This window comes from Vibrio scophthalmi LMG 19158 (assembly GCF_000222585.1).
In the GTDB taxonomy this organism is placed as follows: Bacteria; Pseudomonadota; Gammaproteobacteria; order Enterobacterales; family Vibrionaceae; genus Vibrio; species Vibrio scophthalmi.
Genome location: NZ_AFWE01000056.1, coordinates 1 through 17,471 on the forward strand (window position 1 = coordinate 1; position 17,471 = coordinate 17,471).

Below are 17,471 nucleotides of genomic sequence, written 5' to 3' on the forward strand. Positions count from 1 at the left end.
GACGTAGTGACGCGATTTGCTCAACCGGTTGGTGAGTTGGGCCATCTTCACCCAGACCGATAGAGTCGTGAGTGTAAACTTGGATATTCTGCACTTTCATCAGAGCAGCCATACGCATTGCGTTACGCGCGTATTCCATGAACATTAGGAATGTTGCACCGTAAGGAACAAAACCACCGTGCAGTGCGATACCGTTCATGATCGCAGTCATACCAAATTCACGTACACCGTAGTGAATGTAGTTACCAGAGAAGTCATCTGCCGTTAGCGATTTAGAACCAGACCACATAGTCAGGTTTGAAGGCGCTAGGTCAGCAGAGCCGCCCATAAACTCAGGTAGCATTGCGCCAAACGCTTCTAGTGCGTTTTGCGATGCTTTACGTGATGCGATGTTGGCAGGGTTTGCTTGTAGATCAGCGATGATTTGGTTGGCTTTCGCTTCCCATTCTGCTGGCAAGTCACCGTTTACACGACGCTTAAATTCAGCCGCTTCTGCTGGGTAAGCCGCTGCGTAAGCTGCGAATTTATTATCCCATGCCGCTTCTTTGTCTGCGCCAGCCGCTTTTGCATCCCACTCAGAGTAGACATCTGCTGGAATTTCAAATGCTGGGTGTTCCCAACCAAGGAATTCACGCGCTGCTGCGATTTCTTCCGCACCTAGTGGTGCGCCGTGGCAGTCATGAGAGCCTGATTTATTTGGCGAACCAAAACCGATGATGGTTTTAGTACAAATAAGAGTAGGGCGTGGATCGGCTTTTGCCGCTTCAATCGCTGCATTAATGGCGTCAGCATCGTGACCGTCAACCGCAGGGATAACATGCCAGCCGTACGCTTCAAAACGCTTAGGCGTATCGTCAGAGAACCAACCTTCTACGTGGCCATCGATAGAGATGCCGTTGTCATCCCAAAACGCGATTAGCTTACCAAGACCTAATGTGCCCGCAAGAGAACAAGCTTCATGCGAGATACCTTCCATCAAACAACCATCACCCATGAAAACATAAGTGTGGTGGTCAACGATGTCGTGGCCTTCTTTATTGAACTGTGCTGCCAATGACTTTTCAGCCATCGCCATACCAACCGCGTTAGTAATGCCTTGGCCTAGAGGACCGGTTGTTGTTTCGATACCCGGCGCGTAACCATATTCTGGGTGACCAGGCGTTTTTGAATGCAATTGACGGAAGTTCTTCAGATCGTCAATTGATAACTCGTAACCACTTAGGTGTAGCAAAGAGTAAATCAGCATAGAACCGTGGCCGTTCGATAGAATAAAACGGTCGCGATCTGCCCACTCAGGGTTCGCTGGGTTGTGGTTTAGGTGAGAGCGCCAAAGTACTTCAGCGATATCTGCCATACCCATTGGTGCGCCAGGGTGGCCCGAGTTAGCTTGTTGAACGCCATCCATGCTAAGTGCGCGGATTGCATTTGCTAGGTGTTTACGAGAAGACATGTCTGCTCCTAAGTGCAAGTAAGCGAGTTGATATAGGGATATATTGTGGGCGGTATTCTCTCAAAGCGCCTATAGCACTGCAAACGTTTTCCCGACAAAAAAGCCACAAATATTCGGATTTTCACCGCGCTTTTACTAAAGTTCTTTCATTCGTCGATTTAAAAAGCAAACGTTTGGTTTTTAGATAGTTGAAAAAAGAGCTTGTAATTCGAACATTCAAATTTAAAATAGACGTCTAGATGTAGAAACACCTACATAGCTGAAGACTATTTTTGATACAGATATCGATTGTCTGTATCGACGAACAAACATGGAGTTCACATGGCTAAGCACCTATTTACCTCTGAGTCAGTTTCAGAAGGCCATCCAGATAAAATTGCAGACCAAATTTCTGATGCAGTTCTTGATGCGATCTTAGAACAAGACCCGAAAGCACGTGTTGCGTGTGAAACCTACGTAAAAACCGGCATGGTGATGGTAGGCGGCGAAGTGACAACTTCAGCATGGGTTGATATCGAAGAGATCACTCGTGAAACTGTCCGTGAAATTGGCTACGTACACTCAGATATGGGCTTTGATGCGAACTCTTGTGCTGTTCTCAACACCATCGGTAAGCAATCGCCAGACATCAACCAAGGTGTTGATAAAGCTGATCCGAAAGAACAAGGTGCGGGTGACCAAGGCATCATGTTTGGTTATGCAACCAACGAAACTGATATTCTAATGCCAGCGCCAATCACTTACTCTCACCTACTTGTGAAAAAACAAGCAGAAGTACGTAAGAGCGGCAAGCTAGATTTCCTTCGCCCTGATGCGAAATCTCAAGTTACTTTCCAATACGATCAAGGCAAAATTGTTGGTATTGATGCTGTGGTACTTTCAACCCAACACTGTGATTCTGTAACGACACCAGATCTACGTGAAGCGGTAATGGAAGAGATCATCAAGCCAGTATTGCCAGCAGAATGGCTAAATAAAGAAACCAAATTCTTTATTAACCCAACCGGTCGTTTTGTTATCGGTGGCCCAATGGGTGACTGTGGTCTAACGGGTCGTAAGATCATCGTTGATACCTACGGCGGCGCAGCTCGTCACGGTGGTGGTGCATTCTCAGGTAAAGATCCATCAAAAGTTGACCGTTCAGCAGCTTACGCAGCACGTTACGTTGCGAAAAACATTGTCGCTGCTGGTATGGCTGACCGTTGTGAAATCCAATTGTCTTACGCTATCGGTGTTGCGGATCCAACGTCAATCATGGTGGAAACGTTCGGTACAGAAAAAGTGTCACACGACATCATCATCGAAGCCGTTCGCCAACACTTCGACCTACGCCCATACGGCTTGCAAGAGATGTTGAACCTGCTTCAACCTATCTACAAACAAACCGCGGCTTACGGCCACTTCGGTCGTGAAGAGTTCCCATGGGAAGCGACTGATAAAGCGGCAATCCTACGTGATTTCGCTGGCATTAAGTAATCGCTTAGTGCTACCACGCTTTAAGCCCTCGCCTTTGCGGGGGCTTTTTGTTTTAGTCTGCTCCCCCGCCCTCTTCTCCATTCTCCATTCTCCATTCTCCAACTATCTAAAAGTGAAATAGACCAACCAATGAGCAAATAATTTGTAAATTCGCTCATTGTTGCCAATAGTTAAAATAATGTTAAATGTGCATTATGCGCATATAACGCTGAGATTAATCTTCAGACCTTTATGAGGAAGAACATTGATGCTCAGACAATGATGTCAGCTAGAGCGAGTTTGATGTCCCGCCAGTCAGTCTGTCATTACATCACCACTGAAACAGTGGTTACTGTGGGATACCATCAAGGAGGAGTTATGCCTCGTACCGTGAATCCATCGGACTTTAAGCGTGAACAAAAGGAAGTCCCCAACCATGAATACGCTCGAACCATACCTTGCAATCAAGTCAGCATCAGCGCGCCTTTTCACTGGCTCGCGCTAGGGCTGCATGATTTAGTAAAAATGCCACTCATTAGTGCCTTCTATGGCTTGTGCTTTATGGCTGCCGCCATCGGTATTGTGTTACTGGTGCAATGGCAAGGCACCCATTTAGTCGTGATGCCGAGTTTAGTGGTCTACATGCTCATCGGGCCATTTCTAGCGCTGGGATTATATGATGCCAGTTGGGCGAGAGAACGTGGCCGCAATGCAAGCCTATTTCATTCGATCAAAGCCATCAGCCGCAACTCTAGCTCTCAATGGGCATTTGCCGTATTGCTTGCTGTGTGCATGATCTTTTGGATGCGTATCGCCGCCTTGCTGCATGCGCTTTACCCTTCTGTGCAGGGTGCACCGCTAACCGATTTTTTACCATTTTTAGTCATCGGTTCCATCGTCGGGTTTGTGCTCGCCTGTGCCGTATTTTGTCTTTCTGCATTTTCCATCCCACTAATGATGGAACGCCGAGTCGACATGATGACAGCGGTATTTACCAGCTTTAATGCCGTGAAAAGCAACATCCCCGCGATGATTGTTTGGGCAGCCATCATTTGTGGTGGGATCTTAATTGGCTTTGCCACCTATGGCATCGGCATGCTGTTTACTATGCCAATCTTGGGGTACGGAACTTGGCACGCTTATCATGAGGTGATTAAGAAGAAACATCACCCTTAACAGATTGAGCGCTTCACTATATGATGCAGTCAGCTCGGCCTTTGCGCTGAGCTGCTTTTTTATGGAGAGAGCGTGGATAAAGAACTCAACTATCAAGCTATACGTAAGGTAGCCGATTGTCTAAAACTTGCTGAGCAGGCCTTTAAACGCCCGTTTGCTCAGCCAGCACTCAACTATCAGCTGCGTGGAAAAGCAGCAGGTAAAGCCTACTTACAACTCAACCAAATCCGCCTCAATCCAGTCCTATTCATCGAAAACCAAAAAGCCTTTTTGGATGAAGTCATTCCTCATGAAGTCGCACACTTGATCACTTATCAAGTCTATGGCCGAGTGCGCCCCCATGGCGCGCAATGGAAAGGGGTGATGGAGGCCGTATTTAGCGTTCCCGCTCATACAACCCATCGCTTTGCTACTCAGTCAGTAGAAGGGAAAACCTTTCAATATCGTTGTGGGTGCCGCGATTACCCGTTAACCATTCGCCGTCATAACAAGGTTCTGCGCGGGCAAATGAGTTATCGCTGCCAGCAATGCAAACAGCAGCTTAGCTTTACGGGCAAACAACTCAGCTAAACGACCACCGACAAACTTCAATTTACAAAATTATCACCTATATAGCAGTAAGTTGAGTGATATCATGCAAAAAGACATTCCTTTATAAGACTTTTTCATGCGTACACTCTCCTGTTTATTGCTGGCGCTTGCCGCGAGCAATGTTGTAGCAGCTCCCCCTAGTTCCTTTTCGGCCGCCAAACGCGAAGCGGTTAGCATCTATAAAGATCTCGAGCGCGACCTTGATTACGCCACCAGCTTTTACTGTGGCTGTGATATCAAATGGCAAGGAAGAAAAGGCGTTCCCGATTTAGAAGGCTGTGGCTACCAAATCCGTAAGCAAACACAAAAAGTACGCGCAACGCGTATTGAGTGGGAACACGTCGTACCTGCGTGGCAGTTCGGCCATCAAATGCAATGTTGGCAAAAAGGCGGCCGCAAAGAGTGTTCAAAGAAAAAATACCCTCAATTTCGTCAAATGGAAGCGGATCTACATAACCTCACGCCTGCAATTGGCGAGGTCAATGGCGACCGTTCCAACTTTAACTTTAGCCAATGGAATGGTGTCGATGGGGTCACCTATGGCAGTTGCGAAATGCAGGTGAATTTCAAACAACGCAAAGTCATGCCACCCGCTCGTGCACGCGGTTCAATTGCGCGAACCTATCTCTATATGAGCCAAGAGTACGGCTTTGATCTTTCCAAACAGCAACGCAATTTAATGCAAGCTTGGAATAAACAATATCCGGCCGAAAAATGGGAATGTGAACGCGATAAGCATATCGCTAAGGTTCAGGGTAACCACAACCCATTTGTTGTTGAAGCTTGCCGTAAGCTCTAGGCAATAAGTTAAGCGGAAAATACCCTTGTTTTTTTCGCTTAACGCATCCATGTTACTCTTTATAAATCTCTTTTGGCTGGAACTTAATACACCATGCGAATCCCACGAATTTATCACCCAGAAATCATTCAGCAGCTTGGCGTCGTTGAACTTAGTGAAGATGCCGCAGGCCATATCGGCCGTGCTCTACGCATGAAAGAAGGCCAACAAGTGCTATTGTTTGATGGCAGCGGCGCAGAATTTCCGGCCACCATCAGTGAAGTGACCAAGAAAACCGTGCACGTTGACGTGACTGAGCGTATCGAACGCAGCAGTGAATCACCACTGGATTTGCATCTTGGCCAAGTTATGTCACGTGGTGACAAAATGGAATTTACCATCCAAAAATCGGTTGAGCTGGGCGTAAATACTATTACACCACTCATTTCTGAACGTTGTGGTGTCAAACTTGACCAAAAGCGTTTTGAAAAGAAAATGGAACAATGGCAAAAAATTGCGATTAGTGCCTGCGAGCAATGTGGCCGTAACACCGTGCCAGAAATTCGCCCAATCATGAAATTGGAAGATTGGTGTGCCGAAGAGTACGACGGTTTAAAACTGAATCTGCATCCTCGCGCGAAATACTCAATCAATACCCTGCCGACGCCTGTAGAAAAAGTGCGATTATTGATTGGCCCAGAAGGCGGTTTGTCGAGCGATGAAATCGATATGACCGAGCAATACCAATTTGAAGAGACGCTTCTCGGCCCACGTGTATTACGTACCGAAACCGCGGCGTTAACAGCAATTACAGCCCTACAAGTTCGTTTTGGCGATCTTGGCTAACCGGAGAAAAGCATGATTAAACTTGGCATCGTGATGGACCCAATTTCGTCCATCAATATCAAAAAAGACTCTAGCTTTGCCATGATGCTAGAAGCACAACGTCGCGGCTACGAAATCCATTACATGGAAATGCAAGATCTGCATTTGGATCAAGGCGTGGCAATTGCCGACACGAAGATCGTTGAGCTAAAAGAAGATCCAAACTGTTGGTACGAGTTCAAATCTGAGCAAAGCATTAAGCTGGCAGATCTTGATGCGGTACTGATGCGTAAAGATCCCCCTTTTGATACCGAATACATCTACGCGACCTATATTCTAGAGCGCGCTGAAGTGGAAGGCGCACTGATCGTCAACAAGCCACAGAGCCTGCGTGACTGTAACGAAAAACTGTTTACCGCTTGGTTCCCAGAGCTGACTCCAACCACCATCGTGACGCGTAAAGCCGAGAAAATTAAAGCCTTCCGCGAAGAGCACGGAGACGTCATTCTTAAGCCACTCGATGGTATGGGTGGCGCATCGATTTTCCGCGTGAAAGAAAACGATCCAAACGTTTCAGTGATCATTGAAACATTGACCAATCACGGCCAAAACTACGCCATGGCGCAAACTTTTGTGCCCGATATCAGCAATGGCGACAAACGCATTCTCGTCGTTGATGGCGAGCCAATGCCATACTGCCTAGCGCGTATCCCAGCCAAAGGCGAAACGCGTGGTAATCTTGCCGCAGGTGGGACTGGCGTGGCTCAACCACTGAGCGAAACAGATATGCAGATCGCACTGGCAGTTGCGCCTACACTTAAAGAAAAAGGCCTGATCTTTGTTGGCCTCGATGTGATTGGCGACAAGCTAACGGAAATCAACGTAACAAGCCCAACTTGTATTCGTGAAATTGAAGCAGCCTTCGATATCTCTATCACAGGCAAGCTGATGGATGCGATTGAGCGCCGTCTAAAAAAATAATCCCGAATAGAGGGCGCTCGCGCCCTCTGACTGCTTAGAGTATCGCCTAAGCAGAGGTTTGGGTAACCATAAGGCTGGATACTGATGAATTTAACTAACCACTTTTTAGTTGCCATGCCGGGCATGAAAGATCCCTACTTCAAGCGCAGTGTGATCTATGTGTGTGAGCACAATCAAGATGGCGCAATGGGCTTAATGATCAATGCACCAATTGAAGTCACAGTTGGGAAAATGCTGGAACAGGTTAAGGTTGAATCGGTTCATCCACCGCTAAAAAGCGATAAGCTTGAAATGCCAGTACTTAACGGTGGTCCAGTTTCTGAAGATCGCGGTTTTATCTTGCATCAACCTAAAGATCATTATGAATCAAGCATTCAAATGACCGACAAAATTTCCGTCACTACCTCAAAAGATATCCTCAGCGTACTCGGCACCGAAGCGGAACCAAACCACTACTTAGTGGCATTAGGCTATTCCGGCTGGGAAGCGGGGCAACTCGAAGTTGAGTTAGCCGAAAATTCATGGCTCACTATTGAAGCCGATCCATCAGTGATCTTTGAAACCCCACTGACAGAACGCTGGCAGACCGCAGTACAAATGTTGGGTATTGATGTCGCGCAACTCTCTAGCGATGTTGGTCACGCATAGCTTACGTGTTGATTCAACTACATAAGCCCCACAACCAAAGAATCAAAAACTATGTCAAATAGAACTATTATGGCCTTTGACTATGGTACCAAAAGTATTGGTAGCGCCATTGGTCAGGAAATTACCGGAACCGCTTCACCACTCAAAGCATTTAAAGCCAACGATGGTATTCCTAACTGGGATGATATTGAAAAGCAGATCAAAGAGTGGCAACCAAACTTAATCGTGGTAGGCCTACCGACTGACTTGCACGGCAAGGATCTTGAAACCATCACACCACGTGCGAAAAAATTCGGCCAGCGACTACAAGGTCGATTTGGGGTAGCGGTAGAGATGCATGATGAGCGTCTTTCTACCCGCGAAGCCCGCGCCGATCTGTTTGCGATGGGCGGCTATAAAGCGCTATCAAAAGGCAATGTCGACTGCCAATCAGCGGTGGTGATCTTAGAGAGTTGGTTTGAAGCCCAGTGGGGCGAATAGTCTCCTATTCATTAAAAGCGACTCTGTGTTAAAAACTATTCTGCGCTAAAAACACAAATCCCGAGCCAATGCTCGGGATTTTTTATGCTTCTAGCGTTATAAACTGCAGTCGTTATTCGCCAGCGACTTTCATCGACTCAAGTAGAATCGAACCAGTTTGAATTTGCGAGCGTGTTTCAACATCGCTGCCAACGGCGACGATCTGTTGGAACATGTCTTTCAGGTTACCCGCAATGGTCACTTCCGATACAGGGTATTGGATTTCACCATTTTCCACCCAGAAGCCAGCCGCACCGCGCGAGTAATCGCCAGTAACGGTATTCACCCCTTGCCCCATCACTTCCGTCACCAAGAAGCCAGTACCGAGCTCTTTAAGCATCTGCTGGTAATCTTGCCCTGTTGATTGCACGAACCAGTTATGGATGCCGCCCGCATGACCGGTTGGATCCATCTTCATTTTACGTGCCGCGTAGCTGGTCAATAAGTAGGTTGCCAACACGCCATCAGTAATGATCTCGCAATCTTTAGTAAAGACGCCTTCACTATCAAATGGGCTTGAAGCCAAACCACGCAGAATATGCGGACGCTCAGAAACGTTAAACCAGCTCGGTAGGATCTGCTTACCTAAATGATCGAGTAAGAACGACGATTTACGGTAGAGGTTGCCACCACTGATCGCCATCACCAGATGACCAAGTAGGCCTGTCGCCACATCCGCAGCAAACATCACTGGGTATTTACCCGTAGCTAGACGCTTAGCATCCAAACGGCTCACGGTTTTTTCTGCCGCCAATTGGCCGACTTGTTCCGGTGTCCACAGCTCATCTTTGTGACGCGCCATGGTGTAGCTGTAATCGCGCTCCATTTCGCCGTTGGCACCTTGACCAATCACACAACAACTGGTGCTGTGACGGCTGCTGGCATAGCTAGCAAGCAGACCATGGCTGTTACCATAGACTTTCACACCATAGTGGCTGTCGTAGCTAGCACCGTCACTTTGTTTGATCTTGCTGCTGTATTCCAACGCACGCTTTTCTGCGGCAATGGCGACTTGCGCGGCGTAATCAGGATCCGGCGTATCTGGGTGGAACAGATCCAAATCAGGGATCTCTTGCACCATAAATTCTTTGGGTGCTGGGCCTGCAAATGGGTCTTCCGAGGTGTATTGGGCAATGTCCAACGCCGCCATGACGGTCTGCTGAATCGCCTTCTCACTCAAATCTGACGTAGAGGCGCTACCTTTGCGTTGACCACGGTAAACCGTAATACCTAAAGCACCATCACTGTTAAATTCGACGTTTTCGACCTCACACATGCGAGTCGATACACTTAATCCAGTCGATTTAGAAATTGCGACTTCTGCGGCATCAGCCTTAACGGCTGCCATCTCTAACGCTTTAGCGACGGCGGCTTCAAGCTCAACACGCTGCTGAGCGACTTGCTCTCTTACGTCCATATTTTTTCTACATTTTCATGAGTATTGCTTCTAGGATAACAAGAATTTCGCTTTCTCCCCAAGATTCTTGTTAAAATAGAAGAAGAGATAGTCAATTAAAGGCAAAAGAGATGGCTCGTAAGAATCAAAAAGCGCCATGGGAACCGGAAGAAGAGATCATCTGGGTTAGTAAATCCGAGATGAAACGCGATATGGAGATTTTACAAAAACTTGGCGTAGAGCTGGTCGAACTGAGTTCGTCTACTCTAAAGAAAATGCCGCTAAGTGAAGATCTTTTAGATGCAGTGAAAGATGCACAACGCTTCAAAAACGAAGCGCGTCGTCGCCAGCTGCAACGCATCGGTAAACTGATGCAATATGAAGATGCGGATCAAATTCAGGCTGCACTGGATAAAATCCGTAACAAGCACGCACAAAACACCATGATGCTGCAAAAGCTTGAGTTGCTACGTGATCGTATCGCAGCGGAAGGTGATAGCGCGATTGAAGCGGTTATGACAATGTACCCTGAGGCAGATCGTCAGCGCTTACGTCAACTTGCTCGTCAAGCGGCTAAAGAAAAACAAGCGAACAAGCCACCAAGGGCTTACCGCGAAATTTTCCAAGTGCTAAGAGCGCTACAAGAAGCTCAAGAGTAATTGAGATTCGCCCAACAAAAAAGGTTGCCTTGATCGGCAACCTTTTTTATTTCCATGCTCAGTGACTGGCTTTAACAAACGCCGCCAACTCACTATTACTATGTTGCGCAGACAACCGCTCAATCGCACCAGATTCCGCCACTCGTCCATCAGCGACAAAAGCAAACTGACTGGCGATCGTGCGTGCATCGTTGATATGGTGCGTTACCATCACCACCGTCAAATTGCGCTCTTGAGCTAAGCGTTTCACCAACATCAGCATCTCTTCTCTTAAGAGCGGATCTAATGCAGAAAATGGCTCATCGAGCAGCCAAATTTGGTGTGGCTGAACAAAACAACGCGCTAAAGCCACACGCTGACGCTGGCCACCCGATAACTGCTCAGGAAGACGGCCAAAATACTCCGCAATTCCCACTTGTTGCGCGGCTTCCACCACTTGTTTTTTTTGCTCTGCCGTGAGCTTTAATCCTGGATGAAGTCCTAAACCAATATTCTCCTCAACCGTCAAATGGGCAAAGAGATTATGCTCTTGAAACAACATCGCCACTGGACGTTGATGCGGCGCTTGACCCAATAACGATTGTCCTGCGGCTAGAATATCGCCAGACTCTGGCTCAATAAACCCCGCTAACAGAGCTAATAAGGTTGATTTTCCAGCGCCACTCGGCCCCATCAGAGCCAAAATCTCACCTTCGGCCACCTCAAGAGAAAAATCAAATGGCGCGTGGTGATAGGTATAGTGGGCGTGTTTAATACTTAACATAAATCCCCTTATGACTTCGTAACATGCTTAGCGGTATGGCGAATGGAATGATGCATCGTCTGATTCGCTTTAAAGAGCTTTTCGATCACGCTAAAGCAACCGACACTGAGCAGCAATAAGGTCAAAGAGACCACTGCGGCAGCTTCCATTTGATAGCTTCCAAGCAATTGGAACAGATAGAGAGGCAAAGTACGGAACTCACTTCCGCCAAATAATGCCACCGCACTTAAATCGCCCATCGCCAGCATAAAACTCAAGGCAAACGCGTGCGCCATTGGTTTTTTCAAGCCTCGCCATTCAACCACTTTAAATCTCTGCCAACCGCGTAAACCTAAACTCGCCGCTAAGTATTGATAATGCTGTTCGATTTGTAACATCGGTTGCGACAAGGTTTTGATCACATATGGCAACCCCATCAAGGCATTGACCGCCACAACAATAAAATACGCTAGACTGAAAACATCCGTCACATTACGCAGTAATAAGAACAATCCGGTGGAGATCACCAATCCCGGCGTCACCAAAATAATCGTTCCCACCAGCTCAATCTGATCCGCTCGACGATTTTTCGACATTAAACGCCAACGTCGACTGGTGGTTAAAACCGCGATGCCCGCCGCTAAAGCAAACACACTGGCGACGATAGCGACTTGCAAAGAGGAAAGCAGTGCTTGCCAAAAACGCGTATCACGCAACACATCGATAATCTGTGTATTTAGCCCGCTCAGCACCACCATCAATAGTGGTGGGACGACCAATAGAGAAGCAAACATAATCCAGCCAGCATCCCACACGCGCGCCAAACGGCCATCATTAACCAAGTAACGCAGCTGTGTCGTTGAACCGTTAGAGACCGCGAGAGGCTTAGCGAGGCGCTGAATAGAAAGCGCCAGTAAGCCACACAACGCCATTTGCCAAATCGCCAATAAAGCGCCAGCTTGCAGATCAAAATCAAACTTAATCGCTTGATAGATCGCCAGCTCAATCGTGGTCGATTTTGGCCCGCCCCCTAACGCCATAACCGTAGCAAAACTGGTAAAGCAAAGCATAAAGACCAAGCCCGATACGTGGGGTAATTGCTGTCTTAAACGCGGCCACTCAACCCACTTAAATTTCTGCCACTGGCTCATTCCCAAGTGGGCACACAGTTTATGTTGCTCTTGAGGAATGGTATCTAATGCTTGCAGCAACAAGCGGGCAGCGTAAGGGAGATTGAAAAACACATGCGCAAGTAAAATACCGTTCAAACCATAAATGGAAAACGGTAATGTGTGCTCAAACTGCGCTAAAACATCGGCTATGAGCCCTGAATTTCCGTAAATCGCCAATAAGCCAAATACCCCCACCAGCACAGGTAATACTAGAGTGGAGCTAAATAGTTTGAGCAACAAGCCCTTACCTTTAAAATCACGCTTTGACAGTGCATGGGCGACCGGAAGCGCAAGACCAACACTGATCAAAGTGGAAAGAAACGATTGATAGAAACTAAATTGCGTAACGTGGCGATAATAAGGATCTTGCCAAACCTGCAATAGATTGAGCGACGGTGCGGCATAAAAGAGCGCCGCCAAAGCTGAAAAGACAAAGGCCGCGATAAACATCGCGACCCACAGTCCTAATTTAGGAAGACGATTCAAGTAAAAACCTTAACGCGTTAAAGCGCTTTGCCATTCACGAATCCATGTCTTACGTTGCGTGGCAATTTCATCAGCACTAAAACTTAGCGCTTTGCTCGGCACTGTCAGGGTAGAGAAACCTTCTGGCTGAGCTACATCTGTGACAGGATACATCCAGTTCCCCGTCGGCATAGCTGATTGGAATTGATCACTCAAAATAAACTGCATGAACTGATCCGCTAACGCTGGGTTCTTACTGCCCTTCACTTTTGCGGCAACTTCAACTTGCGTGTAGTGACCCTCAGTAAAATCCGCTGCTGCGTATTTAAGATCGTTTTCGGCAATAATGTGGTAAGCCGGTGATGTGGTGTACGAAAGCACCATATCCGCTTCGCCTTCTAGGAACATCGAATAAGCTTCAGACCAACCTTTCGTCACGGTCACGGTTTTGCCTGCCAGTTTTTGCCATGCGGCCGCGACATCATCACCGTAAACTGATTTCATCCAAAGCATCAAACCTTGCCCCGGAGTCGAGGTTCGTGGATCTTGATAGATGATTTTTAGATCGTCACGCTGCTCAACCAATTCTTTCAAGCTTGTCGGTGGGTTAGCGAGCTTTTCTTTGTTGTAAACAAAGGCAAAGTAGCCATAGTCATAAGGGACAAAGGTGGTGTCTTGCCAACCGCCGGGAATTGTTACGCTGCTGGTATCAACCTGATGCTCACTCAGTAAACCGGTCTTCTTCGCTTCTGCCATTAGATTGTTGTCCAACCCTAAGACAATATCCGCTTTGCTATTGCCGTTTTCTAAACGTAAGCGGTTCAAAATCGACACGCCATCATCCAGCGCGACAAAATTAACATCACAACCACCGCACTGGGCTTCAAAGGCTTTTTCCACTGTTGGGCCTGGGCCCCAATCTGCGGCAAATGAATCGTAGGTATAAACGGTTAGGGTATTGTCCGCCGCGAAGGCAGAAAAAGACGCGCAAGCAATCGCTAGCGTACTAAAGGTGGTGGTTAACATGGTGGTTTTCACTGTTCGCTCTCTCCTAGTTGAGCGGCACAGGTTTGAGGTCGGCGTTTAATTAGCGCAGTAACTAAATGACCAGACTCAATTCCTACGCCAGCATTATCTGGTTCAGGTACACGGGTCCCAGTCATTGACCGATCTCAGCCAGCGCATCACAGCATGGCTCCCCGTTGAGTATTGATGGGATTGTAATCATTCTGCCAATGTATGGCTAGCGAGATATTATCCTCTGTGATCATAACCCCAGCGCGGAACTAACCCCTGTTCAACACCGAGATGATCCAGAATTCTCGCCACCATGAAATCAATCAAATCTTCAATGGTTTGTGGTTGGTGATAAAACCCGGGCGCGGCAGGCATAATGGTAACCCCCATTGTCGATAGCTTATGCATATTCTCTAAATGCAAGGTAGAAAAAGGCGTTTCACGTACCACCAGCACTAGCTGGCCACGCTCTTTCATCACTACATCAGCCGCACGCTCAATCAAATTATCCGACATGCCGTGAGCGATTGCCGCCACACTGCCTGCAGAACATGGACACACCACCATCTGTTTTGGCGCAGCAGATCCTGACGCCACTGGCGAGAACCAATCGTCTTTGCCACACACCACCAATTTATCTGCATCACAATTGAGATGCGTAACTAATGCTTGCTGCGCGGCCTCTGGGCCACTTGGCAATTTCAAACCATGTTCAGTTGCCAACACCACTCGCGCGGCAGAAGAGATCAATAGATAGACCTGATAATCTGCCGCCAATAAACACTCGAGTAGGCGCAACCCATAAGGTGCGCCCGATGCGCCAGTAAAGGCTAAAGTAATCGCTTTACTACTCTTGTTTGTCATGCTGTTTAACCTGCCAGTTTCTCTAGCAGCTTGCCATGAATACCTTCAAAGCCGCCGTTACTCATCACTAGAATATGGTCGCCAGGTACGGCTTTTGCCACGATCGCATCGACCAATTGATCAATATCAGCACTGGTATAAGCCGGTTGAGAACATTGCTGAGCAACCTCTTCCACCGACCATTCAATGCTCTCTGGCTGATAAAGGAAAACCTCATCGGCATGATGCAATGATGCCGCGAGAGTATCTTTATGTACACCACGTTTCATCGTCGCAGAACGCGGTTCTAGTACCGCAATGATCTTATCGCCGCCCACCTTGTTACGCAGGCCACCCATCGTCAGTTCAATCGCCGTTGGGTGATGAGCAAAGTCATCATAAACCGTCACGCCATTCACTTGCCCTTTCAGTTCAAGGCGACGCTTTGTATTGATAAATTTCGCTAGCGATTCACACGCAAGATCGGCAGTCACACCAACATGGCGAGCAGCAGCAATCGCCATTAAGGCATTATCGACGTTATGATCACCAACCAGATCCCATTTCACTGTGCCTTTGATTTCACCATCAAGCAGCACATGGAATTGTGAACCGTCTTTAACCATCTTTTCAGCACGCCAATCTCCTTGTTCACCGGTGTATTCAGTTTCACTCCAACACCCGCGGTCTAGCACATCGGCCAGCGCTTGATCGGCTTTCGGTGCTAAAATACGCCCGTTGCTCGGCACGGTACGGACAAGATGATGGAATTGACGCTTAATCGCCTCAAGATCATCAAAGATATCGGCATGATCAAACTCGAGGTTGTTCATCACTAATGTTCGTGGATGGTAGTGAACAAACTTTGAACGCTTATCGAAAAAAGCGCTGTCATATTCGTCCGCTTCGACAACAAAGAACATGCTTTCGCCCAATCGAGCCGAGATGCCGAAATTTCCTAACACGCCACCGACTAAAAAGCCCGGTTGGTAACCGCAATCTTCGAGGATCCAAGACAACATACTTGAGGTGGTGGTTTTACCATGCGTGCCCGAGACAGCTAATACCCAGCGATCATGCAATAAGAACTCTTGTAACCACTGTGGTCCAGAGGTGTAGCGTAGGTTGTTATTAAGTACATACTCAACACAAGGATTGCCGCGACTCATCGCATTACCAATCACCACAAGATCTGGGGCAGGATTCAATTGAGCAGGATCGAAACCCTCTATTATTTCAATACCTTGAGATTCAAGCATGGTACTCATTGGTGGATAAACATTGGCATCACTGCCCGTCACTTTATGGCCTAACTGGCGCGCTAATGTTGCCGCGCCACCCATAAAGGTGCCACAGATCCCCAAGATATGAATGTGCATAAACGAAACCTTGTCCTACGCTAAAAATACCGCTTCATTATGGCGATAAAGCCACTAAAAGCGAACCGTTTTGATCACTCTATTGCCAATTGAACCGACCTATTTCGCCCTATTCGCGCGCTTTTCTACACTCTCTATCAGTCCAAAACACAATGTAAATAAATTGGGATCTCAAGCAGTTAGTTTATTACCCATAAAAAGATCTACGTCTTACACTTATCTAGGGAGTTTTTAATCACTGAGCAAATCCTCCTATTGCACTGGATCATTAGAAATCCATCACTCAAGCCCAATATCTTTAGCTGACTAAAAGGAAATAACATGTCTGGAATGCGCACGCTTGGCGAGTTCATCGTTGAGAAACAAGCAGACTTCCCTCACGCTGGTGGCGATCTTTCATCGCTGCTCTCTTCGATTCGATTGGCAGCCAAAATCGTTAACCGTGAAATCAATAAAGCGGGTCTGGTGGATATCACTGGCGCGGTCGGCACTGAAAACGTACAAGGCGAAGCTCAGCAAAAACTAGATGTTTACGCTAACGATAAATTCAAAGCCGCCCTAGAAGCACGCGATCAGGTGTGTGGAGTGGCCAGTGAAGAGGAAGATCAAGCAGTCGCCTTCAGTAAAGAGCTCAACAAAAATGCCAAATATGTGGTGTTAATGGACCCTCTTGATGGATCGTCAAATATTGATGTTAACGTATCAGTCGGTACCATTTTCTCCATCTATCGCCGAGTGTCGCCGATTGGCACGCCACCGACTGAAGAAGATTTCCTCCAACCGGGCAACAAGCAAGTCGCGGCAGGTTATGTGATCTACGGTTCCTCTACCATGTTGGTGTACACCACAGGCAATGGCGTCAATGGCTTCACCTACGACCCATCACTTGGCACCTTCTGTCTTTCACATGAAAACATGATGATCCCAGAGGATGGTCAGATCTACTCGATCAACGAAGGCAATTATTTCCGCTTCCCACAAGGCGTTAAAAAATACATCAAATATTGCCAAGAAAACGATCCACAAACCCATCGCCCATACACTTCGCGCTACATTGGTTCACTGGTGGCTGATTTTCACCGTAACCTACTTAAAGGCGGGATCTATCTTTACCCAAGCACACAAAGTCATCCGCAAGGTAAATTACGCCTACTGTATGAATGCAATCCAATGGCCTTCATCATTGAGCAAGCGGGAGGCTTAGCCTCGGATGGCGCACAGCGCATTATGGATCTCAAACCCACTGAGCTACATCAACGCGTGCCCTTTTTCGTTGGTTCAACCAACATGGTTAAACAAGTTGAGTTACTGCTGGAATTGCATCCCGACTAAAGATAAAGCGCCGCGAGGCGCTTTTTTAGTCTCAAAACAATAA

17 protein-coding genes and 1 riboswitch are annotated in these 17,471 nt (G+C 47.4%); of the genes, 10 read left to right on the forward strand and 7 right to left on the reverse strand.

What is annotated here, in order from left to right; translation table 11 throughout:
• Positions 1-1,450, reverse strand: a 1,450-nt coding sequence (tkt, locus tag RH88_RS03500; protein WP_005593491.1) for a transketolase, incomplete at its 3' end; no start/stop codon positions are given.
• A gap of 321 nt (positions 1,451-1,771) precedes the next feature.
• Here tkt and metK point away from each other — a divergent pair.
• The 8 genes from metK (at position 1,772) to ruvX (ending at position 8,384) form a co-directional block, all read left to right on the forward strand.
• On the forward strand, positions 1,772-2,926 hold the full coding sequence (gene metK / locus RH88_RS03505; RefSeq protein ID WP_005593492.1) for a methionine adenosyltransferase: 1,155 nt from the start codon (positions 1,772-1,774) through the stop codon (positions 2,924-2,926).
• Positions 2,927-3,283: 357 nt separating this feature from the next.
• The gene (locus tag RH88_RS03510) at positions 3,284-4,081 is read left to right on the forward strand and encodes a DUF2189 domain-containing protein (protein WP_005593493.1); all 798 of its coding nucleotides are present in this window, start codon (positions 3,284-3,286) and stop codon (positions 4,079-4,081) included.
• Between the two features lie 72 nt (positions 4,082-4,153).
• Complete coding sequence (locus RH88_RS03515) at positions 4,154-4,651, forward strand: SprT family zinc-dependent metalloprotease (RefSeq protein WP_005593494.1); 498 nt, start codon at positions 4,154-4,156, stop codon at positions 4,649-4,651.
• Positions 4,652-4,748: 97 nt separating this feature from the next.
• Positions 4,749-5,471, forward strand: coding sequence for an endonuclease (locus tag RH88_RS03520; RefSeq protein WP_005593495.1), 723 nt, complete (start codon positions 4,749-4,751; stop codon positions 5,469-5,471).
• A gap of 93 nt (positions 5,472-5,564) precedes the next feature.
• Positions 5,565-6,296, forward strand: coding sequence for a 16S rRNA (uracil(1498)-N(3))-methyltransferase (gene rsmE, locus RH88_RS03525; protein WP_005593496.1), 732 nt, complete (start codon positions 5,565-5,567; stop codon positions 6,294-6,296).
• A gap of 12 nt (positions 6,297-6,308) precedes the next feature.
• Positions 6,309-7,256, forward strand: coding sequence for a glutathione synthase (gshB, locus tag RH88_RS03530; protein ID WP_005593497.1), 948 nt, complete (start codon positions 6,309-6,311; stop codon positions 7,254-7,256).
• An 84-nt stretch (positions 7,257-7,340) separates the two neighbouring features.
• Positions 7,341-7,904 (forward strand): YqgE/AlgH family protein, encoded by a 564-nt coding sequence (locus tag RH88_RS03535; protein ID WP_005593498.1) that lies wholly within the window; start codon positions 7,341-7,343, stop codon positions 7,902-7,904.
• Positions 7,905-7,955: 51 nt separating this feature from the next.
• Positions 7,956-8,384, forward strand: coding sequence for a Holliday junction resolvase RuvX (gene ruvX / locus RH88_RS03540; RefSeq protein ID WP_005593499.1), 429 nt, complete (start codon positions 7,956-7,958; stop codon positions 8,382-8,384).
• A gap of 112 nt (positions 8,385-8,496) precedes the next feature.
• Here the strand turns inward: ruvX and pmbA are convergent, their stop codons facing one another.
• Positions 8,497-9,840, reverse strand: coding sequence for a metalloprotease PmbA (pmbA, locus tag RH88_RS03545; RefSeq protein WP_005593500.1), 1,344 nt, complete (start codon positions 9,838-9,840; stop codon positions 8,497-8,499).
• Between the two features lie 110 nt (positions 9,841-9,950).
• On the opposite strand from pmbA, the gene yjgA reads away from it, so the two are divergent.
• A complete protein-coding gene (gene yjgA / locus RH88_RS03550; protein WP_005593501.1) occupies positions 9,951-10,478 on the forward strand; it encodes a ribosome biogenesis factor YjgA in 528 nt (175 codons plus the stop codon).
• A 58-nt stretch (positions 10,479-10,536) separates the two neighbouring features.
• On the opposite strand, the gene thiQ is transcribed toward yjgA, so the two are convergent.
• The 5 genes from thiQ to mpl all read right to left on the reverse strand — a co-directional run bounded on the left by thiQ (position 10,537) and on the right by mpl (position 16,096).
• Positions 10,537-11,241: a thiamine ABC transporter ATP-binding protein gene (gene thiQ / locus RH88_RS03555; RefSeq protein WP_005593502.1), complete on the reverse strand. Its 705-nt coding sequence runs from the start codon at positions 11,239-11,241 to the stop codon at positions 10,537-10,539.
• A gap of 8 nt (positions 11,242-11,249) precedes the next feature.
• Positions 11,250-12,878 carry a thiamine/thiamine pyrophosphate ABC transporter permease ThiP gene (thiP, locus tag RH88_RS03560; RefSeq protein ID WP_081467357.1) on the reverse strand — a complete coding sequence of 543 codons (1,629 nt, stop codon included), beginning with the start codon at positions 12,876-12,878 and terminating at the stop codon, positions 11,250-11,252.
• A 9-nt stretch (positions 12,879-12,887) separates the two neighbouring features.
• Positions 12,888-13,883, reverse strand: a complete 996-nt coding sequence (thiB, locus tag RH88_RS03565) for a thiamine ABC transporter substrate binding subunit (RefSeq protein ID WP_086027394.1) — start codon at positions 13,881-13,883, stop codon at positions 12,888-12,890.
• A 74-nt stretch (positions 13,884-13,957) separates the two neighbouring features.
• Positions 13,958-14,069: riboswitch (TPP riboswitch) on the reverse strand.
• Between the two features lie 42 nt (positions 14,070-14,111).
• Positions 14,112-14,738 carry a flavin prenyltransferase UbiX gene (locus RH88_RS03570; protein WP_005593507.1) on the reverse strand — a complete coding sequence of 209 codons (627 nt, stop codon included), beginning with the start codon at positions 14,736-14,738 and terminating at the stop codon, positions 14,112-14,114.
• Between the two features lie 5 nt (positions 14,739-14,743).
• Entirely contained in the window at positions 14,744-16,096 is a 1,353-nt protein-coding gene (gene mpl / locus RH88_RS03575) for a UDP-N-acetylmuramate:L-alanyl-gamma-D-glutamyl-meso-diaminopimelate ligase (RefSeq protein WP_005593508.1), read from the reverse strand.
• Between the two features lie 321 nt (positions 16,097-16,417).
• Here mpl and fbp point away from each other — a divergent pair, with 321 nt between their 5' ends.
• Complete coding sequence (fbp, locus tag RH88_RS03580) at positions 16,418-17,428, forward strand: class 1 fructose-bisphosphatase (RefSeq protein ID WP_005593509.1); 1,011 nt, start codon at positions 16,418-16,420, stop codon at positions 17,426-17,428.
• The last annotated feature ends 43 nt before the right edge of the window (positions 17,429-17,471 follow it).